Annotated in this window: 24 protein-coding genes; 12 read left to right on the top strand and 12 right to left on the bottom strand. The window is 29.6% G+C overall.

Going from position 1 to position 18168, the window contains the following annotated elements:
* Positions 1–111: 111 nt before the first annotated feature.
* From DMB95_RS07000 to DMB95_RS06955, 10 genes are all read right to left on the bottom strand, one after another.
* The gene (locus DMB95_RS07000) at positions 112–600 is read right to left on the bottom strand and encodes a hypothetical protein (RefSeq protein ID WP_142931471.1); all 489 of its coding nucleotides are present in this window, start codon (positions 598–600) and stop codon (positions 112–114) included.
* Entirely contained in the window at positions 597–839 is a 243-nt protein-coding gene (locus tag DMB95_RS06995) for a hypothetical protein (protein ID WP_142931470.1), read from the bottom strand. Before DMB95_RS06995 ends, DMB95_RS07000 begins: the two co-directional genes overlap by 4 nt.
* Positions 817–1908: a toxic anion resistance protein gene (locus DMB95_RS06990; protein WP_142931469.1), complete on the bottom strand. Its 1092-nt coding sequence runs from the start codon at positions 1906–1908 to the stop codon at positions 817–819. Before DMB95_RS06990 ends, DMB95_RS06995 begins: the two co-directional genes overlap by 23 nt.
* Positions 1909–2024: 116 nt before the next feature.
* On the bottom strand, positions 2025–2582 hold the full coding sequence (locus tag DMB95_RS06985; protein WP_142931468.1) for a hypothetical protein: 558 nt from the start codon (positions 2580–2582) through the stop codon (positions 2025–2027).
* A 30-nt stretch (positions 2583–2612) separates the two neighbouring features.
* Positions 2613–2987, bottom strand: a complete 375-nt coding sequence (locus tag DMB95_RS06980) for a DUF6573 family protein (protein ID WP_142931467.1) — start codon at positions 2985–2987, stop codon at positions 2613–2615.
* Positions 2987–3193, bottom strand: a complete 207-nt coding sequence (locus tag DMB95_RS06975; RefSeq protein ID WP_142931466.1) for a hypothetical protein — start codon at positions 3191–3193, stop codon at positions 2987–2989. The genes DMB95_RS06980 and DMB95_RS06975 overlap by 1 nt, the downstream gene beginning before the upstream one ends.
* Before the next feature lie 10 nt (positions 3194–3203).
* Complete coding sequence (locus tag DMB95_RS06970; protein WP_142931465.1) at positions 3204–4145, bottom strand: ParM/StbA family protein; 942 nt, start codon at positions 4143–4145, stop codon at positions 3204–3206.
* Positions 4142–4342, bottom strand: a complete 201-nt coding sequence (locus DMB95_RS06965; RefSeq protein WP_142931464.1) for a hypothetical protein — start codon at positions 4340–4342, stop codon at positions 4142–4144. The genes DMB95_RS06970 and DMB95_RS06965 overlap by 4 nt, the downstream gene beginning before the upstream one ends.
* Positions 4342–4776, bottom strand: coding sequence for a hypothetical protein (locus tag DMB95_RS06960; protein WP_142931463.1), 435 nt, complete (start codon positions 4774–4776; stop codon positions 4342–4344). Before DMB95_RS06960 ends, DMB95_RS06965 begins: the two co-directional genes overlap by 1 nt.
* A 796-nt stretch (positions 4777–5572) precedes the next feature.
* Complete coding sequence (locus DMB95_RS06955) at positions 5573–6001, bottom strand: hypothetical protein (RefSeq protein ID WP_142931462.1); 429 nt, start codon at positions 5999–6001, stop codon at positions 5573–5575.
* Between the two features lie 1163 nt (positions 6002–7164).
* On the opposite strand from DMB95_RS06955, the gene traF reads away from it, so the two are divergent.
* From traF to DMB95_RS06925, 7 genes are all read left to right on the top strand, one after another.
* The gene (gene traF / locus DMB95_RS06950; protein WP_238386972.1) at positions 7165–7959 is read left to right on the top strand and encodes a conjugal transfer protein TraF; all 795 of its coding nucleotides are present in this window, start codon (positions 7165–7167) and stop codon (positions 7957–7959) included.
* Positions 7956–8612: a chromosome segregation protein ParM gene (locus DMB95_RS06945; RefSeq protein ID WP_142931461.1), complete on the top strand. Its 657-nt coding sequence runs from the start codon at positions 7956–7958 to the stop codon at positions 8610–8612. The genes traF and DMB95_RS06945 overlap by 4 nt, the downstream gene beginning before the upstream one ends.
* Positions 8609–9619: a TraU family protein gene (locus DMB95_RS06940; RefSeq protein ID WP_142931460.1), complete on the top strand. Its 1011-nt coding sequence runs from the start codon at positions 8609–8611 to the stop codon at positions 9617–9619. The genes DMB95_RS06945 and DMB95_RS06940 overlap by 4 nt, the downstream gene beginning before the upstream one ends.
* A gap of 16 nt (positions 9620–9635) precedes the next feature.
* The gene (locus DMB95_RS06935; RefSeq protein WP_142931459.1) at positions 9636–10568 is read left to right on the top strand and encodes a TrbC family F-type conjugative pilus assembly protein; all 933 of its coding nucleotides are present in this window, start codon (positions 9636–9638) and stop codon (positions 10566–10568) included.
* Positions 10569–10579: 11 nt separating this feature from the next.
* Complete coding sequence (locus DMB95_RS09570; protein ID WP_162056905.1) at positions 10580–10747, top strand: hypothetical protein; 168 nt, start codon at positions 10580–10582, stop codon at positions 10745–10747.
* A gap of 21 nt (positions 10748–10768) precedes the next feature.
* Positions 10769–11194 carry a thioredoxin family protein gene (locus DMB95_RS06930; RefSeq protein ID WP_142931458.1) on the top strand — a complete coding sequence of 142 codons (426 nt, stop codon included), beginning with the start codon at positions 10769–10771 and terminating at the stop codon, positions 11192–11194.
* A gap of 63 nt (positions 11195–11257) precedes the next feature.
* Complete coding sequence (locus tag DMB95_RS06925) at positions 11258–12226, top strand: Abi family protein (protein WP_142931457.1); 969 nt, start codon at positions 11258–11260, stop codon at positions 12224–12226.
* A 425-nt stretch (positions 12227–12651) separates the two neighbouring features.
* On the opposite strand, the gene DMB95_RS06920 is transcribed toward DMB95_RS06925, so the two are convergent.
* Complete coding sequence (locus DMB95_RS06920) at positions 12652–12906, bottom strand: hypothetical protein (RefSeq protein ID WP_142931456.1); 255 nt, start codon at positions 12904–12906, stop codon at positions 12652–12654.
* A gap of 628 nt (positions 12907–13534) precedes the next feature.
* Between DMB95_RS06920 and DMB95_RS06915 the strand changes: the two genes are divergently transcribed.
* The 5 genes from DMB95_RS06915 to DMB95_RS06895 all read left to right on the top strand — a co-directional run bounded on the left by DMB95_RS06915 (position 13535) and on the right by DMB95_RS06895 (position 15416).
* Positions 13535–13825 carry a hypothetical protein gene (locus DMB95_RS06915; RefSeq protein WP_137632887.1) on the top strand — a complete coding sequence of 97 codons (291 nt, stop codon included), beginning with the start codon at positions 13535–13537 and terminating at the stop codon, positions 13823–13825.
* Positions 13826–13927: 102 nt separating this feature from the next.
* Positions 13928–14257, top strand: a complete 330-nt coding sequence (locus DMB95_RS06910; protein ID WP_137632886.1) for a type II toxin-antitoxin system RelE/ParE family toxin — start codon at positions 13928–13930, stop codon at positions 14255–14257.
* On the top strand, positions 14244–14522 hold the full coding sequence (locus tag DMB95_RS06905; protein WP_137632885.1) for a helix-turn-helix domain-containing protein: 279 nt from the start codon (positions 14244–14246) through the stop codon (positions 14520–14522). The genes DMB95_RS06910 and DMB95_RS06905 overlap by 14 nt, the downstream gene beginning before the upstream one ends.
* A gap of 82 nt (positions 14523–14604) precedes the next feature.
* Complete coding sequence (locus tag DMB95_RS06900) at positions 14605–15102, top strand: hypothetical protein (RefSeq protein ID WP_142931455.1); 498 nt, start codon at positions 14605–14607, stop codon at positions 15100–15102.
* Between the two features lie 68 nt (positions 15103–15170).
* Positions 15171–15416 carry a hypothetical protein gene (locus DMB95_RS06895; protein WP_142931454.1) on the top strand — a complete coding sequence of 82 codons (246 nt, stop codon included), beginning with the start codon at positions 15171–15173 and terminating at the stop codon, positions 15414–15416.
* Positions 15417–15485: 69 nt separating this feature from the next.
* Here the strand turns inward: DMB95_RS06895 and DMB95_RS06890 are convergent, their stop codons facing one another.
* Positions 15486–18161 carry a conjugal transfer protein TraG N-terminal domain-containing protein gene (locus tag DMB95_RS06890; protein WP_142931453.1) on the bottom strand — a complete coding sequence of 892 codons (2676 nt, stop codon included), beginning with the start codon at positions 18159–18161 and terminating at the stop codon, positions 15486–15488.
* Between the last annotated feature and the right edge of the window lie 7 nt (positions 18162–18168).

Genomic DNA, 18168 nt, shown 5'->3' with positions numbered 1-18168 from the left:
TATAACCGAAAAGAAATCTAATCTTGTCGTTGCTTTTAAACTTATCAAAAAATTCCTTTTTATCTATCATTGCGATTTGCATAATGTTATCCATTTCTTAATTCTTCTTAATCAACTAACCAAGCTACTATTTATCTTGTTTTCTACATAGGCAAATCTATGTTTTAATCTTTGATTTAATCCCAATTCTTCAATGGCATATCGATATTCTGCTTTGAGACTTATAAGTAAGGATTTATACTCTTTGATTTTTTCATTCCAGATCAACTTCTGCTTTTCTTCTTCATAGCTTTCTTTTAGTTTTATTAGCATTGCTTTGTATATTTTGACTTCATATTTTTTTTTCACACAGGTTTGAGTTTCTATAAACAAATGAGATATGACAGCAACTAACACAAGAAATATAACAACAAATAGTCCATATTTAGTAAGAAGGAATGTTAAGGGTATTGCAAAGAAAGCAGCACTTATATTTATATTACCCGTTGAAACAAGAAACATTGTTGTAGCGAGTATGAAAATACCAAGAATTATAAATAAAAACTGATATTCATTATTTATGGTATTTATGAATTCAAGCAAGCTTACAAAACTATTCATTTTATACCCCTTGATTTGTTTTTAGTCATTAGTTTAAGACTTTCAAGCTCTTTATCTTTCATCTGCTCAAGCTTTTCTTTAGTGTAAATTAAAGAAAGATTTTTTAATTCCTCATCATCTTTATCTAATAACTCATCAATAAGATTTATAAAATCTCCCCTATATTCAAGTAAAGAATTTTCTGATGAATTATTACTTTCTTTTTGGGTATAAGATTCATTTGACTTCACTGCAGACATATTTTACCTCCTTAGGAATGATGTTTAAAATACTTACAGTTTCTTTAATTTTGCTTTCAATCTTTGGTATGCTATCCTTTTTGAAATTTTTAATTTCATCTAAAGCAAAATAGCATTGTTTTAACGAGTCTCTTAAAGTATCATCATTTAGTATTCCTGAAGTTGCTTCTTTTTGAATGGCTATAGTTTTATTAGCAAGCTCTTTGGCTGTATCTTTTAGCAAACCATTAGTTGATTCGGTAATGGTTCTTGTAGCATTTAAAATTAATTCCTGTTTTTTAAGTATGCTATCAGCTAAAAGTTGATTGCATAAAACTTGTAAGGTATTTTCTCTTACCCTAGTAATATTTAAGATGATCTCTTTATTATTTCTGCATATAGCTTCTAAGGTAACTCTTGCTTGTTCGCTTGCTATAATTGCTTGGTTGTTATCATATAAGCTTCTTTTTTGCAAAAATTCATCATTTGTATTATTAGCTTTTTTAGCTTTTAGTTGTTTGGCATAGTCTTTCCTTTGGATAATATGCTCTTCAAGACTTTTTTGCAATATTTGAAAAGTAACTATATCTTTTTCTAAATTTATCACTTCTTGTTCGAGTTTCAAATCCAAATTTTTGACTATGTCTGTAGTTTTTTGGTAATTTATTTTTGTATCTTCATATTTAGAAACAAACCAGCTAAAAATCGAATTTTTCTTTCTTTTCTTCCCATCAAGTTCAAGACTTACTTTTTTAAGCTCTTCTAAGGCTAATTCTGCCTTATCAGAGGTAAAATTGTTGATATAGTCATTGCAAGTATTTACAATATCTTCCACAACCCTTTTTTTAAATTTTGGAACTATTTCCACTGCGGTGTTATGTTGTTTTGTCTTTTGGATAGTTTTATCCATAGTTTTCTCCTTTATATTTGGCTTTGTAAAGATTTCTGCTTCAAATTCAAGAAATTCAAGAATATTAAAATTTTTTGTAATGAATGCATTCAATAAAAAAAGCAACCACAGCAAAATACCCCCACCAGCAATAAAGTAAATAAAAATATTCATAGTAAGTGATATGCTTTCTTTATCCATTGTTTTTACTCTTTTGTTTTACTTTTTCTAAATTCACTCGGTTTTATAACATTACCATCAGCCCAAAGTCCTAGTTTAAAACTTTTAGCGTCTGCTTCTTGAGTAACATAATCCTTTTATCCTTTTGACATTTCTTCATCTAGTTTTTTAAGGTATTCTTGCTCATTTTCTAAAAAGGTTTCTATAAACTCTTTATCATTTCTAAGTTTTTCCCCTGCTTTTATATATTCCTTACTAGATTTTTCGAAATCATCTAATTTTTCTTTCATATTTTCTATTTCAGCACCTGTAAGTTTAATTAACTTCTCAATTTCTTTTCTAGTATATATTCCAGCTAAGAATATATTAGAAACACCATTAAATACAAGTTCTAAGAAACACTTAACTTGAAGTTTATAAGCCTCATTAGAAAAGCTATTGCATCTAATGGCTTCATCACATACTCTTAAACCTCCATAACCATTTCTATATAGAGAAATCATTTCAATTGCTTCTTGAGGCAATTTTAAATAGTTGCAGAAATAATCCATTAATCTATTTTGTAAAATATACTCATCAAGATAAGCTTCATAATGCTTGTGTTCTCTATGGATAGAACTATGCAACATAATCATTTTTAAACTCTCTTCTCGCCATTGATACTCTTTTGTGAGTTTATAATTTTTATAATTCATTTGTTACTCCTTTTTAATTTGACTATCAAATCAATCCTCGTTGATAAACATAATTGTAAGAACAGGTTCTGCGTTATCCCCTGCACCACAAATACATTTAAGTTTGTGAATATTGCTTTCTTTAGTGTTTAAAGTATTAATATGGACCGAAAAATCAATCCTATCAATTTTCAAATCTTTAGTGCGTGCAATTTCAAGGTGTAAAATATTTAATATGTCCCATAATCTCCCCTCAAAATCCTCCGTCTTAGGCTTATTTTCATTAAGCAAGGCATAAAGAGAGCTAGTAATAGCTACAGGGTATTTAAACCCAGCTTCTTTTGCCATCTCGCTCACATCAACTAAAACACCATCTTCTATAGCTTGTTTTCTTGAATAAGAATAGATTAATTCCGAATCAATCATTATTGTTCCTTTTCTTTATTTTTTAAAGCCTTAATATCCTCATCGCTGTAGTTATCTGCAATTTTCTTGCATAGCTCTATAACATAAGCACAAAATCTAGCTTCTCTAGGACTTAACTTATCTATAAGCTCATAAGCTTCTACTCTATCTGCTATCTCTAGCCTTTCAATGTCATTAAAGGTGTTTTCATACTTGCAATAGTTCATATTTATTGTTTTACTCCTTATGTTTCAATTCATTATCGCTTTCAAAAGCACCTCTATAATAACCCCTAACATTAGAAAATTCATAAGGGATTTGTGTAAAAAAGATATGAGGATATTCTTTTTGCATATATTCTTTATCTAAAAAATATGCTCCACCACCTGAAATAACAACACTATCAGCAAGTTTAATAGTATCTCCTATCTTGTTGTAAAACTCGTCCATCACAAAATCAGCATACTGCATAGTCATTGCATTGATTGTGTCGCTAAAATCTATGATTTGTCCTGAAATTTGCACTTCTTTGCTCATAAATATCTTTTTAGCCTGCTGTTCGCTAAAATCTATCTTATATTCTTTGGTTAAGAGTTTTTGTAAATCTACGATGATCTTATTTGCTCCTCCTTGATTAGCAAAACACAAATCGCTTCTTGGCTCGTTATCCTCAAAGGCTAAGAAATCAAGCGTGTTATAGCCTATATCAATGATACAAACGAGCTTATTGTCTTTTTGGCAAGGACATTCTATAAATATGCCTTGCCCTTGAGCAAATAAAGAAACATCAAGCTCAAATACCTTATCATCGACAATAAAATTTGTAATCCCAGCTAAAAAGCTTTGTGCTTCTTGGTAATTTAAAAGAGAAAGTCCTGTAGCAAGTGATATGGGCTTATTTATATCAATACCAGCCAAAGCAAAAGCGTGCCTTATGAGCAAAGGCGAATATTTTTGCAAAAAACCAAAACCTCTTGTGGCAATAGCATTTCTTGTAGCTTTTTGCCCTACTTTAAATTTTGAACCATTGAGACTATACACATCGTTTTCATTACCACCTAAACTCACTTGAGCTTGGCGAACTTGTTCTATAGCTGATGGAAATTTAAAGCATTTACCATCAAACATTACCTTTGTATCACCATATCCTATATCTATGGCTATGTTTTGTGCTGTCATACATTCTCCTTTAAAAAATTAATGTTTTTGTATTTATTTCTCTTCGTTTTAAACCCTTGTTGCTTCAATTTCTCTTTTCTAGCCTTTTCTTTATTGTAATTTTTAAAAGAAGCAATACAATCCTCAAAGCTCTCTCTTCTTAAACTTTGATTTGGATTAAAGATAGGATTTATTGCTCCACAACTTACTGTCTCCATCAAACCTCCTTAAAATTTTGATAATTGGGATAATAAGAAATTGTATATATCTTGCCCTTAACTACTTTAATTTTTACCCTAGCTTGCACCCTATTTGGCGGAGTTTTATTTAACAAGCTTTTTTCATCAATAGGAATAAAAGCTTTTATTTCATTTAAAAACTTGGGTTCTTTAAGTTTTATGGCTATTTGACTAATACCAAAACAATCATTTATACTATTGGTATCTTTAATGGCTTGTAATTCTTCTCTTGCAAAGAAAACATTTTTATAACCTATACACTCACAAAGTCTTTCTAAATCTTCTATATGAAGAAATCCTCCAAAATTATCAAGCCAAGACTTTGTTTCTTCAAGTGGTCTTTGTCTTTTCGCGGAGATCAGCATAGCAATGCGTTCTAAATCTTTTTTGCTTTTTAAACCTACACTTTGCATTTTTATTCCTTTTATTCAAATTATAATCAATAATCACACTTAAAAATTATTCATAATAGTAATATATTTTTACTTAACATTTGATAAAATTATGAATAATTAATCTACTTTTTGCTTAAATATATATTCCAATACAGCATAAAAAAATAAAAAATATTCCTTTGAGTTATCTCATCGTTTTAAACTAAAAAAGATAGGCAAAAGTTTGTTTAAAAAGGAATTTAATGTGATTTTTAAAGAACTTTAAAGGAACTTTTTAAATCAAAACAAAGCTTTATGCCATAAATGTTGCTTAAGATAACTTTAAAAAAGTCTTTCAAAAGAACTTTTAATATCTTACAAACAACTCATTTGTAGGGAAATATACAACTCTAATTAATTTTATGGGATAAAAAGAAAAAACAATTTAATCTGAGACACAAGGCTGTTCTAAGTTATTTTTGATTTCAGTAAAAACTACGGAAAAATAAACTTATGTTTTTTTAAAAAAAGTAATAAAAACCCTATATATTCACTATTTTAAGTAACTTATTAGGCTTAATATGCTATAATACCTATGTTATAATGAGGATTATCTTTGGATAAAAGAAACCTTATGCTCTAACCTAAAAAAGAAAATCCATAGAATGTCGCTACAAACGCTCAAAAACACAGCAAAGTTTAAGCTAATTAAAAAAGACTAGCTTTTTTGAGATTTTTGCTTTGTGAGGTATCTTATTGCATTTATGAGTGCTATACAGAGCCAAAAATGCCTCTTAAATCAAAAAACTTTGTTTAAGAGGCAATGGGATATGTTTTATTTATCTTTTTTGTTTTTAGAGACATTTAAAGCAAGAATTTCAATAATTTTCTCAAAAGTTTCTATGTCTTCATTTGTTAAAGCAAATTTATTGCTTAAGACAGCGTATTTGTAGGCTCGCTCTATTTCTAATTTTGGATATTTTTCTTTAAGAGTTTGAAGTTTTGGTGTTTTTGAAACTCTTTTAAGCTTTTCTCGTATAGTATTTTTAAGTCTTTTGTAGAGATTTTTACTTGCTCCAATAAGCTGTGGATTAGGTTGAGTTTGAGGGCTAAAAATTGATATAATAAAATTTAAACACACTTTTTCTCTATTCATCTTTCTTTTATCATTGGGATTTGCAAGCTGGTATTGAAAGGCTTTGATGAGCCAAGTATGTATAATTTTCTCAAGGCGACTTGGTTGTTTATTTTGTGTTTCTTGCATAGCTTCTACTCCATTATTTTTGTGATTGCATTATAACATCATCTTGGCAAATTGTGTGGTGTTTGTGGTATGAATTTGCAATTCTTGTGTATTGATATTTATTTTACAATCTTTGTTTAAAAAGCATTTTATTTGACTATATTGTGTGCTTTTTGAGTATATGAGTTCAAGAATGAGGCAGAGAATAAGGGTAAAAATGAGGTAAAAAATGAGTGTGATATGCAAGGCTAGATTAAAAGCAGGGATATATGAAACATATAAAGAGCTGTGAATTATATTGAAAGGGTTTGTGTGTGTGATTGAGTATGAATGAGGTAGAAAAATAGGTAAAAAATGAGAGGGGTGTTGCGTATTAAATAAATTGTTTTATGAGAGTAAAGCAAGGGTGTTAGAATGAGGGGAAAAAGGAGGGAGAAAAAGACGGTTGCTAATTGAGATTTATGGTATGAAAATAGGTATCTAATATTACGAAGTAATGTTACTTGCAACGAAAAGATTTTAGCCCTTTCTAATTGCAAAAATCAGCAAAGCTATTTTCTGGTATTTTACAAAATTTATGGTATGAAAATGTCAATATTCATACTGAATACACAATGTTTTTTAAAAATATGTAAAAATAGAACTTTGAAAAATATATAAGGTATGAAAATAGATATATTCATACTGAGTTTATAATGAAAATTTAAACTATCTAAAATTAAGCTTTTGAAAGTATATCGTAGTATGAAAATAATATTATTCATACTGAATATGCAATGAAAGCAAATAGCGGTATTTTATTATGAAACTCAGGTATTTTTTATTTATTAAAGCATAATTAAGATTTTAAAAAATATAAAAAACTTTTAGGGCTTAACTACCTCTACAAAAATTCTAAATAAAACAAATTATTTTAATTAATACTTTAAATTTAAGTGCAATTTTAATTATAAATAGTTAATAGGCTTAAAAATAGATCACCATTTTATTTAAAATAACACAAGATAAAATGACTTATTTTTTAATTTAATTAAATTAAAAAATAAGAATAAATTTTCTAAAAATAATTAATTATTTACTATAATTTTTATTAATAAAAAATCAATATTTTTATAAATATTATATTCCTAATAATAATATTTTTTTGATATAATTATATTGAGATTATAAATAAGGATAATGCTTTGTATAAAAAATATATGAGTATTGCATTAATAAGTTCTTTATGCTACGCAAATGAGTATTTTAATATAGGAAAGAATGATTTTTTTTCTACTAGTAAAAGAGGCTGGCATTATTTTGAAAAAGATGACATCAATAAAAGCATAAATCTTGAAGAAAGAAAAAAAGAAATCGATAAACAAGATGAAGTATTTATGTCTTCTATACCACTTAATTCCTTAGAGAATCTTACAGCCGAAGAATTTACTCAAACCTTTGAAAAAGCTAGAAAGATAGCCACAATGAAACCCACAAAAGAAAATGTTGCTATTTTACAAAAGATGAATAAGTGGCAATTAGAGCAATCTGAAAAATTTGCAATGATATGGCAAGTTAATCTGCTAGAAAATCCAAACTTGGAATTCCCTGAACTAGCAAGTGATAAATTTGGGCGTAACGATGCTTTGATACAAAGAGATAAAAAGATAGAGCAATTCTTTAAAAGCCATAAAGACGACCTTGCTTTTGTGGTTTTTATGAGCAAATTTAACGAAAGCACTAATATCAAACAAAAAGATGTCTATGATACCATTAAAAGACAATACGGTGTCACTGTTGAATACATAGATGTAGATATACGAAAAGATTTAATTGAAACTTTTAAGCTTGAGACAACGCCTGAAAATTTTTTTATTTATAAAAATTCAAAGGGTGAAGCGATTTGGAAAAGGATAAGAGCTGGATTAAGCAATAAAGATGACATTGTCAACAATACCATATTTTTGTTTGAAAATGCAATTTTAGAGGGGGATAAATGAAAAGGAGTATTTACATAAGCTTGCTACTTTGTAATTTAACTTTAGCAGGATCAAGGATAGAGCTTAATCTTGGGCAAAGCTATGATTTTGCAGAAAAAGATATTTTAGAGCTTATTGATGAGCATATTAACAAAAATAAAGCTAATTTCGAGCAAAAAGCACGAGAAATACATCAAAAAGGAGCTGAAAATGTTAAAAATTACAAGCCAAAAGATTTAAAAGCTCTTGAACCTGCAACAGAAGATAGGGTATTTTATCCAAATCTAACTTATACGCTAAATGAAGACATAAGAGGGGCTGATGGCAAGATAATCTATAAAAAAGGTTATAGTTTCAATCCAGCTGATTATGTAAAAATAAACTATGCAATGATTGTTATTGATGGCACAAATAAAGCTGAAGTGGAATGGTTTAAGACAAGTGGCTATGCCAATTCTATAGCTTACCGCTTACTTCTTTCAAATGGAAGTTATTATGATTTAAATCAAGAGCTTAAGCAAGCTATTTTTTATCTTGTGCCTCAAATTCGTGATAGATTTAATATACAAAAAACACCAAGCATTATCAAGCAAGTAGGCAATGTTATAGAAGTGCGTGAAATTTGCCTTTCTTGCAAGGAACAAAACACCACACTCTCAAAGGCTCATCAATGAATATAAAACACCCCATTCTTGCTTTAACGATAGGATCGTTCTTGTTTTTTACTCCAAGCAAATCAGAGTCTGTTTGCCTAGCTAATCCAGCACAAGTGGTAAATACTATGACTTCTATTTGCTATTCTTGTATGTTTCCTTTGTATATGTTTTCAGTTCCATTAATACAAGGACCAATGCCTGATGTAAGAGGCTCTTCATCAGCACCTATTTGTATATGCGAAGCTCCACCACCTCTTTTTATAAGAATAGGCTTTCCTATAGGATATTTTGAGGCAAGCAGAATGATTGATGTGGTAAAAGACCCATTTTGTTTTACAGGACTTGGATTGAATATGGGAGCCAATCTTATCAATACTTCATCAGGCACAAAAGGCGATGCCATAGATAGACAAAGAGTATTTTACCAATCGCATTATTATATCTACCCTCTATTTGAAATTTTAGGTATGTTTGTTGATTTATTATGTTTGAATGCTGGAGTTGGTATTGATATAGCCTATATGACAGAAGTTGATCCTTTGTGGCAAGATGATGAATTGTCAGCTTTAGTCAATCCTGATGCTTTGCTATTTGGCAATCCCATATCACACCTTTCTTGTATTGCTGATGCCACTTCAGCACAAGCTAATATAGCACTTGATCCATTGTTTTGGTGCAAAGGTTCTTGGGGCAATGCTTATCCACTTACAGGCAATACAGGAAGTAAAGACTATGTAGAAGACGCAGCTTCTGTAGCAGCAGGTATGCTCTACAAGCTTCATAGAGAGTCTGTATTGTGGGAAAGCTCAGGACCACCTACCGTGAGTGGAATATGCACTGATTATCCTTTACCTATATGGCTTAAATCATCTTATCGCTTACAAATTATCGCTCCTATACCACACCCAATGGGTATGGCAATAGGACAATCAGGCTTATTGTGGAGTTATGCTAAAAATTTACCAGCTAATGGGGATAATTTTAGCTTTATTATCTTCAAGAAAAAAGAATGTTGCGTATTGTAAAAAAGAAAGGAAAAATATGAAAAAAATAGTATTACTGAGCCTCATAGCCTCAAATATTCTTTTTGCTGAAACAGACAAAGAAAAACTATTCGAGCAAAAATATCTCAAAGACAAGGCTGACTTGCGATCAAGTATCAATGTAGATGAACTTCATAACAATGCAAAAGATTTAAATCTCACAAGTATTGACACGCAAATGAAAATAACTTCTAAAGATTTCAATGAAAGCTATGGAAGCATAAAATATTATCAAAACAAACAAGCACAAAATATAGCTCAAGATATTGCTAAGATGAGAAAAAGCAAGGAATTTGCTCGTGAGGTAAGTAAAAATGAGGATTATATTTTAAACGATAAGGGCTTTGATTTTGGAAAGTATGCAGGACAATACTCAGAACGAACAAAAGCTATGATAAATGACTTGGAATCTAATAAACATTTGCTCAACACAAATAAATACCTTGAGCCAAATGAAAAAGTTTTTATTATCATAAGTTCATCTTTAAAAGATACCACCATAACAAACTACTTCAAAAGCTTAGAACAAGTAAATACCGATGTAAGCTTTGTTTTAAGGGGCGTTGTAGGTAATAATGTGCGTTATATGAATCCCACAAGAGAATATTTGCAAAATTTAATGATTAAAAATCCAAAAGGCGATTTGCAAGATAAGGCAAACTATTATGAACACAAGATAGAAATCAATCCAAAAATTACAAGGCGATTTAAGATTGATAGAGTGCCTGCAGTCTTATACATACAAAATTACAATCCAGCAGTGCAAGACTACAAAGAAATTATAGGAGAACCTGATGAAAACGAAAATTATGTGATAGCGTATGGGGAAAGTGAAGTTACTTATGCTTTACAAGAGATCAATAAAAAAGTTGAAAGTAAAGGTTTAGATAGGCTTATTAAAGCAATTGGCGGTGGCTCATTTTATAAATAAAAGGAAATAAAATGTTAAAAGAAAAACTAATGCAAATGTTGCAAAATTTTAAATCTGGTTGCAAACAAGCAGGAAGACAAATAGAAAAGTCTTTAGATGAAATAACTGATGAACACCCTTGCAAGGATTCAAAGGTGTGTTTATTAGATAAGATCAAATCAAAATTTAAAAAGCAATGATACCAAAGAGGGAGAATAAAAATGAAAAAGAAAATACTAGCTATTTTTATAAGTCTTGTGCTAGGGTTTTTAAATTTAAACGCAAAAACTTATAACAACATATACGATGCGGCTATACAAGCACAAAGTGAAGCTAAATTAATGATATTCTTTGTTTTAAGCGATACTTGTCAGTTTTGCCACAAGCTAATGAATGATATATCAAGTAATCAAGCCTTATTAAGTTATTTAGATGAAAATTTCATAGTAGCTACCACAAATTTAAATGCAGATGATGGAGTGATACCTAGAGATTTGCTTTTTAATGGAGTAACTCCAACAACTTACATACTTACTCCAACAGGTAAAGTTATAGGACAACCTATTGAGGGAGCTATTGATTCAAATATGCTTTTAGGACTTATTAAAGGCTTGGAGGAATATAAGAAGCAAAGACTTGGGTTTTAAATTTATAATCAACTTACTCAAAATTTTGTATAATTATACAAAATACTTAAAAAGGATTAAACTGTGTCTGCAGATAAGCCAAAATTCAATATAAAAGAACAGGTGCAACATTTAAAAGACAAGGGTGTAACTTTTAAATATTACAGCGAACAAAATGCAGAAAAATTTTTAACCAAAAGCAATTATTACTTTAAACTTAAAGCCTTTGCTAAAAATTATGATAAAGATAGAAACAACAAATATATTAATTTGGATTTTGGATATTTAAGAGAATTAAGTATTTTAGATACTTTACTAAGAACTCTTATATTAGAATTATGTCTAGCTTGCGAACACTTGTTAAAAACTCAAATAAACGCTCATTGTAGTGAAAATTCTCAAGAAAATGGGTATGGTATAGTCAATAATTTTCTCAAGGAAGCTAAAAATAAACCATTATCTTTGAAAAAATACGAACAAGGCTACAAATCAAACATCTATCAACGAAAATTGATTGAAAAGTATTATATAAAACAAAAAAATACTTATAAGAGTAAATTTGCATTATGGAATTTCATAGAAATATTGACTTTTGCAGAATTTGTAAATTTTTATGATTTTTATTATAAAAACAATAAGAAATTTGAAAAACATTTTATCAATCAAATCGGTAAAATAAGAAATGCTGCGGCTCATAACTTTTGTATTTTATATAACTTAGATACCAAGCCTATTAGCTCCTTTAAGAGAACAGAACAATTGATTACAAGGATTAGAAAAATAAAAATTTTTCACAAAAATAATAAATTACCCTATCTTAATAATCCTTTATTTCACGATTGCGTATGCTTACTTTTCTTAGTAAAAGACTTATGCCCACCAAGTATGCTTAGAGTAATGGAAAGAAAAATTTTTAAATTTATCATAAGAGCAAGAAAACACAAAGATTATTTTAAGAAAAATAATAAAATAAATCAAAGTTTTCAATTTATGGTTAATGTAATATTAAGGATATTTGAGGTAAAATTTTGTCATCGAACAAAAAAATGGTAACATTTTTAGCGGAAGTTGTTTCAATGAAACAACTTCTTTGTTTTAAGAATCTTCTATAATTTTTAGCAAACAAAAGCTTCAAAGTTCTCATTGATCATTTTTACTAGTTTCCCTTACAGCTTTTCTATATTTTAGTATTCCCTATATTTTTAATAAAATTTTAAGTAAAAATATACGACAATTACGAATCGTCACGGCAGTAAGTAGATCCGTTCGAAACTGCCACTTTCTCCTTTAAAACCCATAATTCTTAAAATATCCAAAATTATAAGCGTTTTAATATAAAAAAGACTTATATTTAAAAACTAAAATAGAAATAATTTACCTATTATTTTTTACAGCTGTTCTAATATCTATATAAGCAATAAAAACTCTACCCTCATCAAAGATAGCTCTTAGCTTTGTATCTTTATATTCAAGTATTTTTAATTGCATAGCCTATACTCCTTGTTTTTACAATTTTTAAAGCTTAGGTTTTGATCAGTTAAATTTTCTAATTTTGTTTTGATACACTCTTTGGGATCGTATCCTAAGGTATAGATAAGGTTTAAAATGGCTAAGAAAAATTCATCTTGATAAAGTTTTATGCTTATATCATTGAGCATACCAACAAGATATTCTAAATATTCTTTGGGTGTTATTTCTAACTTATTATAAGTAAAATCATCTTGCTTTAACATTTCTTCCTTAAGTAAGATAATAGCAATATTACAAAGATGAGCTATTTTAAGATCAGTGTCTTTGGCGTTAGAAAAATGATAGATTTCATCGAAGATAAATTTAAATAAATCGTGCTGTGATTTAAAAACTGAAATATGAAAGAGATATTTGGTTTGATTTTTAAGATTTAAAAATCTACCCCCCCGCATATAAACGAAGTGGTGTTTAGCATTGTTTATCCTTATGTGAAGTATTGCAAATCCGCTATTTATAGATTCACTTAATTTATATTATAGTATAAATATAATTAAACGAATTTAAAAGTTATGATTAAAATTAAATAAAATTAGTATTATGATACAAATGCGTGTAATTAAATCCATATTATAAGTATTTATATTATAGTATTTGGTGCTTGTAAAAAACTTTTATAGAACTTTTAAAGGACTTTAAAGAGCTTTTGGATTTCCTTTTTCAATAAATCTAGGATATTTTGTGGAATGATCTTTGCTTTTTTTGATTAAGTTGTGATACAATTGGGAGGGGACATTTAGTTATAAACTAAGCAAAGTTTTAAAAGATTGCATTTGCTGTATATCATAGCAAAGTAAAAAAAGTATTGTGAACTTTTTTATAAAAAGGAAAATAATGAAAAACAACAAAGCAAAGCTAAACAAATATCAAAAAGATACACCCTTGCTTTCAACTATTAATTGTTCCATAGGCGATGTATCTAAACATTTAGATGCTAAAGGCTTGTGTGATTTGTTTTTACATATTAAAGACAAAGAAAAACATCTGAGTAACCTTGAAAAATATGCTCTTAAAATTATTAAAACTGAAGCATATCCACAAGAACTAGAGTGGTTTAAAAAAGATTATAAAATACCACAGGAAAATATTGAATATGTGCTTTCAAAATTATCTTACGCAAGATAAACCAGAATTTACTCATTTATATTACAAAAAGCAAATGCAAACTATAAGAATTCAAGAAACATTTATATCTTTTATGATATAATTGCACCAAGAAAGGATAAAATGTGGATTATAGAGTTTGTCAATGAAAAGGCGGTTGAAGAATTTGAATCTTTGCCCAATGATGTCAAGGCTAGAATGACTCGCATCATTAAAATGCTAGAAACAAGAGGTAATACTCTTGGTGAGCCTCACACTGCAAACCTAAAAGATGGTTTTTTTGAGATTAGGACAAAATCTAGTGAGGGAATTGCAAGAAGTATTTATTGCTATCAAATTGGGAAAAGAATTTTAATCCTTATAACAGTAATCAAAAAGAAAGATAAACTACCAAAATCCATTTTAGAAAAAGCAAAAAGCAGGTTAAAGGAGTTTGAAAATGGCAACAATTAGTTTTAATACAGTTTTTGATAGAATGATGAAAGACCCTGATTTTAAAAAAGAGTATGAGGCTCTTGCTCCTGAATTTGAGTTAAAAAAGCAGTTGATAAAAGCAAGGATTGATAGTAAGATGACTCAAGAACAAATTGCTAAGAAAATGAATATGAAGCAAGCTAATTTAGCAAGATTTGAAAAAACTATGGACGCTAAATTTAGCACTATTTTAAAATATGCAAAAGCTCTTAATATGAAAGAGTTGAGAATTTCTTTAGCTTAAGATGGCAAGTGTTTTATTGACTTTTTAACACTTTTATGCTATAATATCATCATTAAAATAATGAAAATATGGGAGTTTGCAGATGAATTTAAAGTTTGGAATTTTAGCTTTATGTTTAGTAGGATTTGCAATAAATTTAACAGCTGATGAATTGAAGTGTAACTCAGGTGCAGATTGTGAAAAGAAAGCTCATATCGCACTAAATCAAGAGAAAAATTCAAAGAAATATATTCAATACCTAACAAAAGCTTGCAAAGACTATAAAAGGTGTTTTGGGGCTATCCTTGCATACACTTATGGAACTAATGTAGAACCTAGCTATGCTAAAGCTGTTGAACTTCTCAAGGTAGATCCGCTTGACTCAAATCACTTGCAAACTCTTGCATATATCTATACTGTTGGAGATTCGACTTTAAAGCCTGATAAAAGCAAAGCCATAAAATATCTTAGAATAAAGTGTGCTGTAGAACACGATGATGTATCAGGATATTGTGAGCGACAAGATATATGGAAAGAATATGAAAGATTTATAAAAAATCCACAGAAAACTTTATTTATAAAAGGTTATACTCCTAAATAAAGATTGATATTTTTGGCTATTCTATTTAGGAATGAGCCTTATAAAATAAAGAAATAAGGAGAAAAGTGATGGAAAAAACTAGATTAGAGAAAAAAATTGAAAAATGGATAATAATGAAGATTGTTAAATATTTTAAACTATCAAGCAAAACTGAAAAGTGGCTAGTAAAATTGTCAAAGCATTCTACATATAATAATAAAAACTATAAAACTAATACTTCTTATGACAATGAAACTTTTCGACGCTTTGAAGATGATTTACACGAGAACCCAGCCTATAAAGATATTCCTTGCAATATTTGGCATCAATCATAACATCACAACACAATATACAAACACAAAATTTCATATTGCCTGTGTTTTTAAGTGCAATATGAAGTCTTTTTACATTTTGCCTAAATTTTTATACGCGTCTGATATTTTATTGTCCCTTTCCTCAATAGCAGTGCCAGCCTTATGTTTAGCAGCTCCAGCAGCTCTTTGAGCTTCTCCAGCTATTCCATTGCTATCCCAAGATGATGGAGCATTTCTTGAATTAATCTTACTGTCATAAGATCCTGACATATTATCCATATCTTTATTAAATCCAACTTTGTGTTCCAAAGGACTATAGAAATCTTTTTTACTTTGTTGTGTTAAATCTCCTTGACTGACATTAGCATCGGTATTAGCATAATGAGCCAAGCCTTGCAAGTCTTGTCTAGCTGCCATTTGTTCTAGCCTAGTCATTGCGGTAGCCACATTTTCTTTTGTCATAGCTCCACCAAGATTTTCGTTAATATAGTTTGTTACCATAGAAGCTCCTCCATTGCCACTTATTGAATTGTTAATACTTGTAGCTTCTGTATAGCTGTTCATAGAGCTTTTCAATTGTTCAGAATTTGTAACAGCTCCTGTTTTAAATAGATTGTTAAAAGAGGTTGCTACAGAACTATTTTTAGCAATTTCATTAGATAGGTTTTCACTATAAGTTTTCATAATTTGTTCTTTTTGTTCTGATGATAAACCTTGACTCCAGCTTTCAGATTCATTAGAGCTAGTAGAAACAGAACCACTTACCGTGCCACCTATACCAAAAACCTTTAAACCACCACTAGCTTCAGCACTAAGTCCCATAGTATCTGTATATGCCTGAGCTACACTAACTCCTGTATGTTTTGCATAAGCTTCAGCTAAAGCGTCTTGATGAGCTTTGGCAATAGTAGTGCTATCATTTTCTGAAATACCAAAACTATTTCCTTGTCCATTTGAGACTTCGTGTGCTCTCGTTGCCAAATTAGAATTTTGAATTGAGTGTGACAATGATTCTAAACTCGTTTTTACATTATTTGCTCCAAAACTTGAATTAAGTCCGTTGATATTTGTATAACCAATACTACCATCTGCATTTAAAGTAGCACTATTACCTGACATATTATCTTTAATGGTGCTTGTTCCTGTATTTAAATCTTTCATATCATTAAAGCTTCTTCCATCAGCTCCAAAAGTGCTTTGTGAAGTTGAAAATCCAGCACTTAAAGCATATACTTCCTCCCCTCTAGGAGTAGAAATTTCTGTCTTAGTAGAAAGTCCTTGCTGAGTAGAAAAGCTACTTGCTGATCTTGCACTACCTGCTAGTTGTTGGCTTAAACCTGAAGCTAAAGATACAAAGCCCATTTCAGAGCCTTTTGCTAGAGAAAAAGCTAATAAAGGAGTTAGCATTACAAGGTATTTAAGGTAACTTGAATGTGAAGTTACAGCTTGAAATACTTCTTGGTAATTTGCATAAGTAATAGCTCCTACTCCAGCATTGACAAAGGCGAAAGTATGTTGTAAGGTTAAGTCATTAAGATAGTTAATAATGCTTAATATTGGTGTCCAAAGCACTAAAGATAAACATAAAACAAAAAACATTTTTATATATTGATATGAGCCAAACATTATAGATAAAATCGCCATAAGCCAAGAAAGTCCTACAATAATAGCTGTAAGATAAGCTTTAGCTATAGGCAGATAGGTTTGAGCAAGTTTGCCTTGAGCTTGCATACCTGTAACATAACTTTGTTCTGCAACAGCTGCATTAGCTGCTAATGAATTTGGATCAATTCCTAAAACACTTGCTGTATTATTAATGCCATCATCAAGGGCATTAATAGGCATCATTTGTTGAATTTGTTCCCTTGCACCTTTTGCTTGTCCAAAATAAATTTGTGATACACCATTGAATTTATTTCTCCACTCAGTTACTGTGCCTACATTAGCAATATGAGCCTCAACTGCTTCTCTAGCTCCAGCAACTTGAGCTATGTCTCTTTTTAAATTTTGAGCTGATTCTCCACAAGAAATAAGACTATCATTCATTTGTCCATTATTGTTTTCATAATAAACTGTGAGTTTAGAATTTGTAGTTGGAAAAAGAACATTGATTAATTCATCACTTGTATGTATGTCATTTATAGAAATTTTACCACTTAAAGTATCATATTGTAAGCAATTTTTTACATAAGCATTTATATTGAGTTGCACATCAGGATTTGTTTTTTGAATTCTCAAAGTTGGTAAATCCATCATAGCATTTAATGAAAAACCTAATCCTGCTTGAGAATATGCTGTAGAATCAGGCGTTGAAAAATGTTTTTCCATTCCATCAAGCAAAACCTTTTCAAATCGACTCATTAAAGACAAGGTATAGCCTATACCCATTGGCACACGAGAAACAACATAATCTTTATTTGTAACTTCATCGTGAATCATAAATTGATTTTTAGAGGTATTTGCAGGACTTAAAAAGAAAAAGTATACCACAGCATAAAGAAGTAAAAATTTACCAAATTCAAAGATAGGACTTGTCCTATCGCCCATAGCTTTTTGTATAGCAAAAATGAAAAAGGCTATAGTCATTGCAGCTTTGATGATATAATCAGCCTCAGTTGTCATACCCTTAACTGCTTGAAGCATATCATTCATTATATTACCATAGCCCCAAGTGTAGATAAGCTGGGAATCAGGAATGTTTGTCGCTGCAAATACACTTGCAGGAAACAACAATAAAGCATTGCAGAGTATTAATTTTTTAAACATTGTAATC

This window comes from Campylobacter sp. MIT 12-8780, from assembly GCF_006864535.1.
In the GTDB taxonomy this organism is placed as follows: domain Bacteria; phylum Campylobacterota; class Campylobacteria; order Campylobacterales; family Campylobacteraceae; genus Campylobacter_D.
Note: the sequence above shows the minus strand (reverse complement) of the source record. Positions and strands in the feature narration are given on the sequence as shown.

Coding starts and splice junctions, on each gene's coding strand:
- DMB95_RS06995 (WP_142931470.1), bottom strand. CDS start 839: ATGTCTGCAGTGAAGTCAAATGAATCTTATACCCAAAAAGAAAGTAAT.
- DMB95_RS07000 (WP_142931471.1), bottom strand. CDS start 600: ATGAATAGTTTTGTAAGCTTGCTTGAATTCATAAATACCATAAATAAT.
- DMB95_RS06990 (WP_142931469.1), bottom strand. CDS start 1,908: ATGGATAAAGAAAGCATATCACTTACTATGAATATTTTTATTTACTTT.
- DMB95_RS06970 (WP_142931465.1), bottom strand. CDS start 4,145: ATGACAGCACAAAACATAGCCATAGATATAGGATATGGTGATACAAAG.
- DMB95_RS06965 (WP_142931464.1), bottom strand. CDS start 4,342: ATGGAGACAGTAAGTTGTGGAGCAATAAATCCTATCTTTAATCCAAAT.
- DMB95_RS06910 (WP_137632886.1), top strand. CDS start 13,928: ATGTGGATTATAGAGTTTGTCAATGAAAAGGCGGTTGAAGAATTTGAA.
- DMB95_RS06890 (WP_142931453.1), bottom strand. CDS start 18,161: ATGTTTAAAAAATTAATACTCTGCAATGCTTTATTGTTGTTTCCTGCA.
- DMB95_RS06930 (WP_142931458.1), top strand. CDS start 10,769: ATGAAAAAGAAAATACTAGCTATTTTTATAAGTCTTGTGCTAGGGTTT.
- DMB95_RS06905 (WP_137632885.1), top strand. CDS start 14,244: ATGGCAACAATTAGTTTTAATACAGTTTTTGATAGAATGATGAAAGAC.
- DMB95_RS06915 (WP_137632887.1), top strand. CDS start 13,535: ATGAAAAACAACAAAGCAAAGCTAAACAAATATCAAAAAGATACACCC.
- DMB95_RS06940 (WP_142931460.1), top strand. CDS start 8,609: ATGAATATAAAACACCCCATTCTTGCTTTAACGATAGGATCGTTCTTG.
- DMB95_RS06955 (WP_142931462.1), bottom strand. CDS start 6,001: ATGCAAGAAACACAAAATAAACAACCAAGTCGCCTTGAGAAAATTATA.
- DMB95_RS06980 (WP_142931467.1), bottom strand. CDS start 2,987: ATGATTGATTCGGAATTAATCTATTCTTATTCAAGAAAACAAGCTATA.
- DMB95_RS06895 (WP_142931454.1), top strand. CDS start 15,171: ATGGAAAAAACTAGATTAGAGAAAAAAATTGAAAAATGGATAATAATG.
- DMB95_RS06945 (WP_142931461.1), top strand. CDS start 7,956: ATGAAAAGGAGTATTTACATAAGCTTGCTACTTTGTAATTTAACTTTA.
- DMB95_RS09570 (WP_162056905.1), top strand. CDS start 10,580: ATGTTAAAAGAAAAACTAATGCAAATGTTGCAAAATTTTAAATCTGGT.
- DMB95_RS06935 (WP_142931459.1), top strand. CDS start 9,636: ATGAAAAAAATAGTATTACTGAGCCTCATAGCCTCAAATATTCTTTTT.
- DMB95_RS06900 (WP_142931455.1), top strand. CDS start 14,605: ATGAATTTAAAGTTTGGAATTTTAGCTTTATGTTTAGTAGGATTTGCA.
- DMB95_RS06920 (WP_142931456.1), bottom strand. CDS start 12,906: ATGTTAAAGCAAGATGATTTTACTTATAATAAGTTAGAAATAACACCC.
- DMB95_RS06960 (WP_142931463.1), bottom strand. CDS start 4,776: ATGCAAAGTGTAGGTTTAAAAAGCAAAAAAGATTTAGAACGCATTGCT.
- DMB95_RS06985 (WP_142931468.1), bottom strand. CDS start 2,582: ATGAATTATAAAAATTATAAACTCACAAAAGAGTATCAATGGCGAGAA.
- DMB95_RS06975 (WP_142931466.1), bottom strand. CDS start 3,193: ATGAACTATTGCAAGTATGAAAACACCTTTAATGACATTGAAAGGCTA.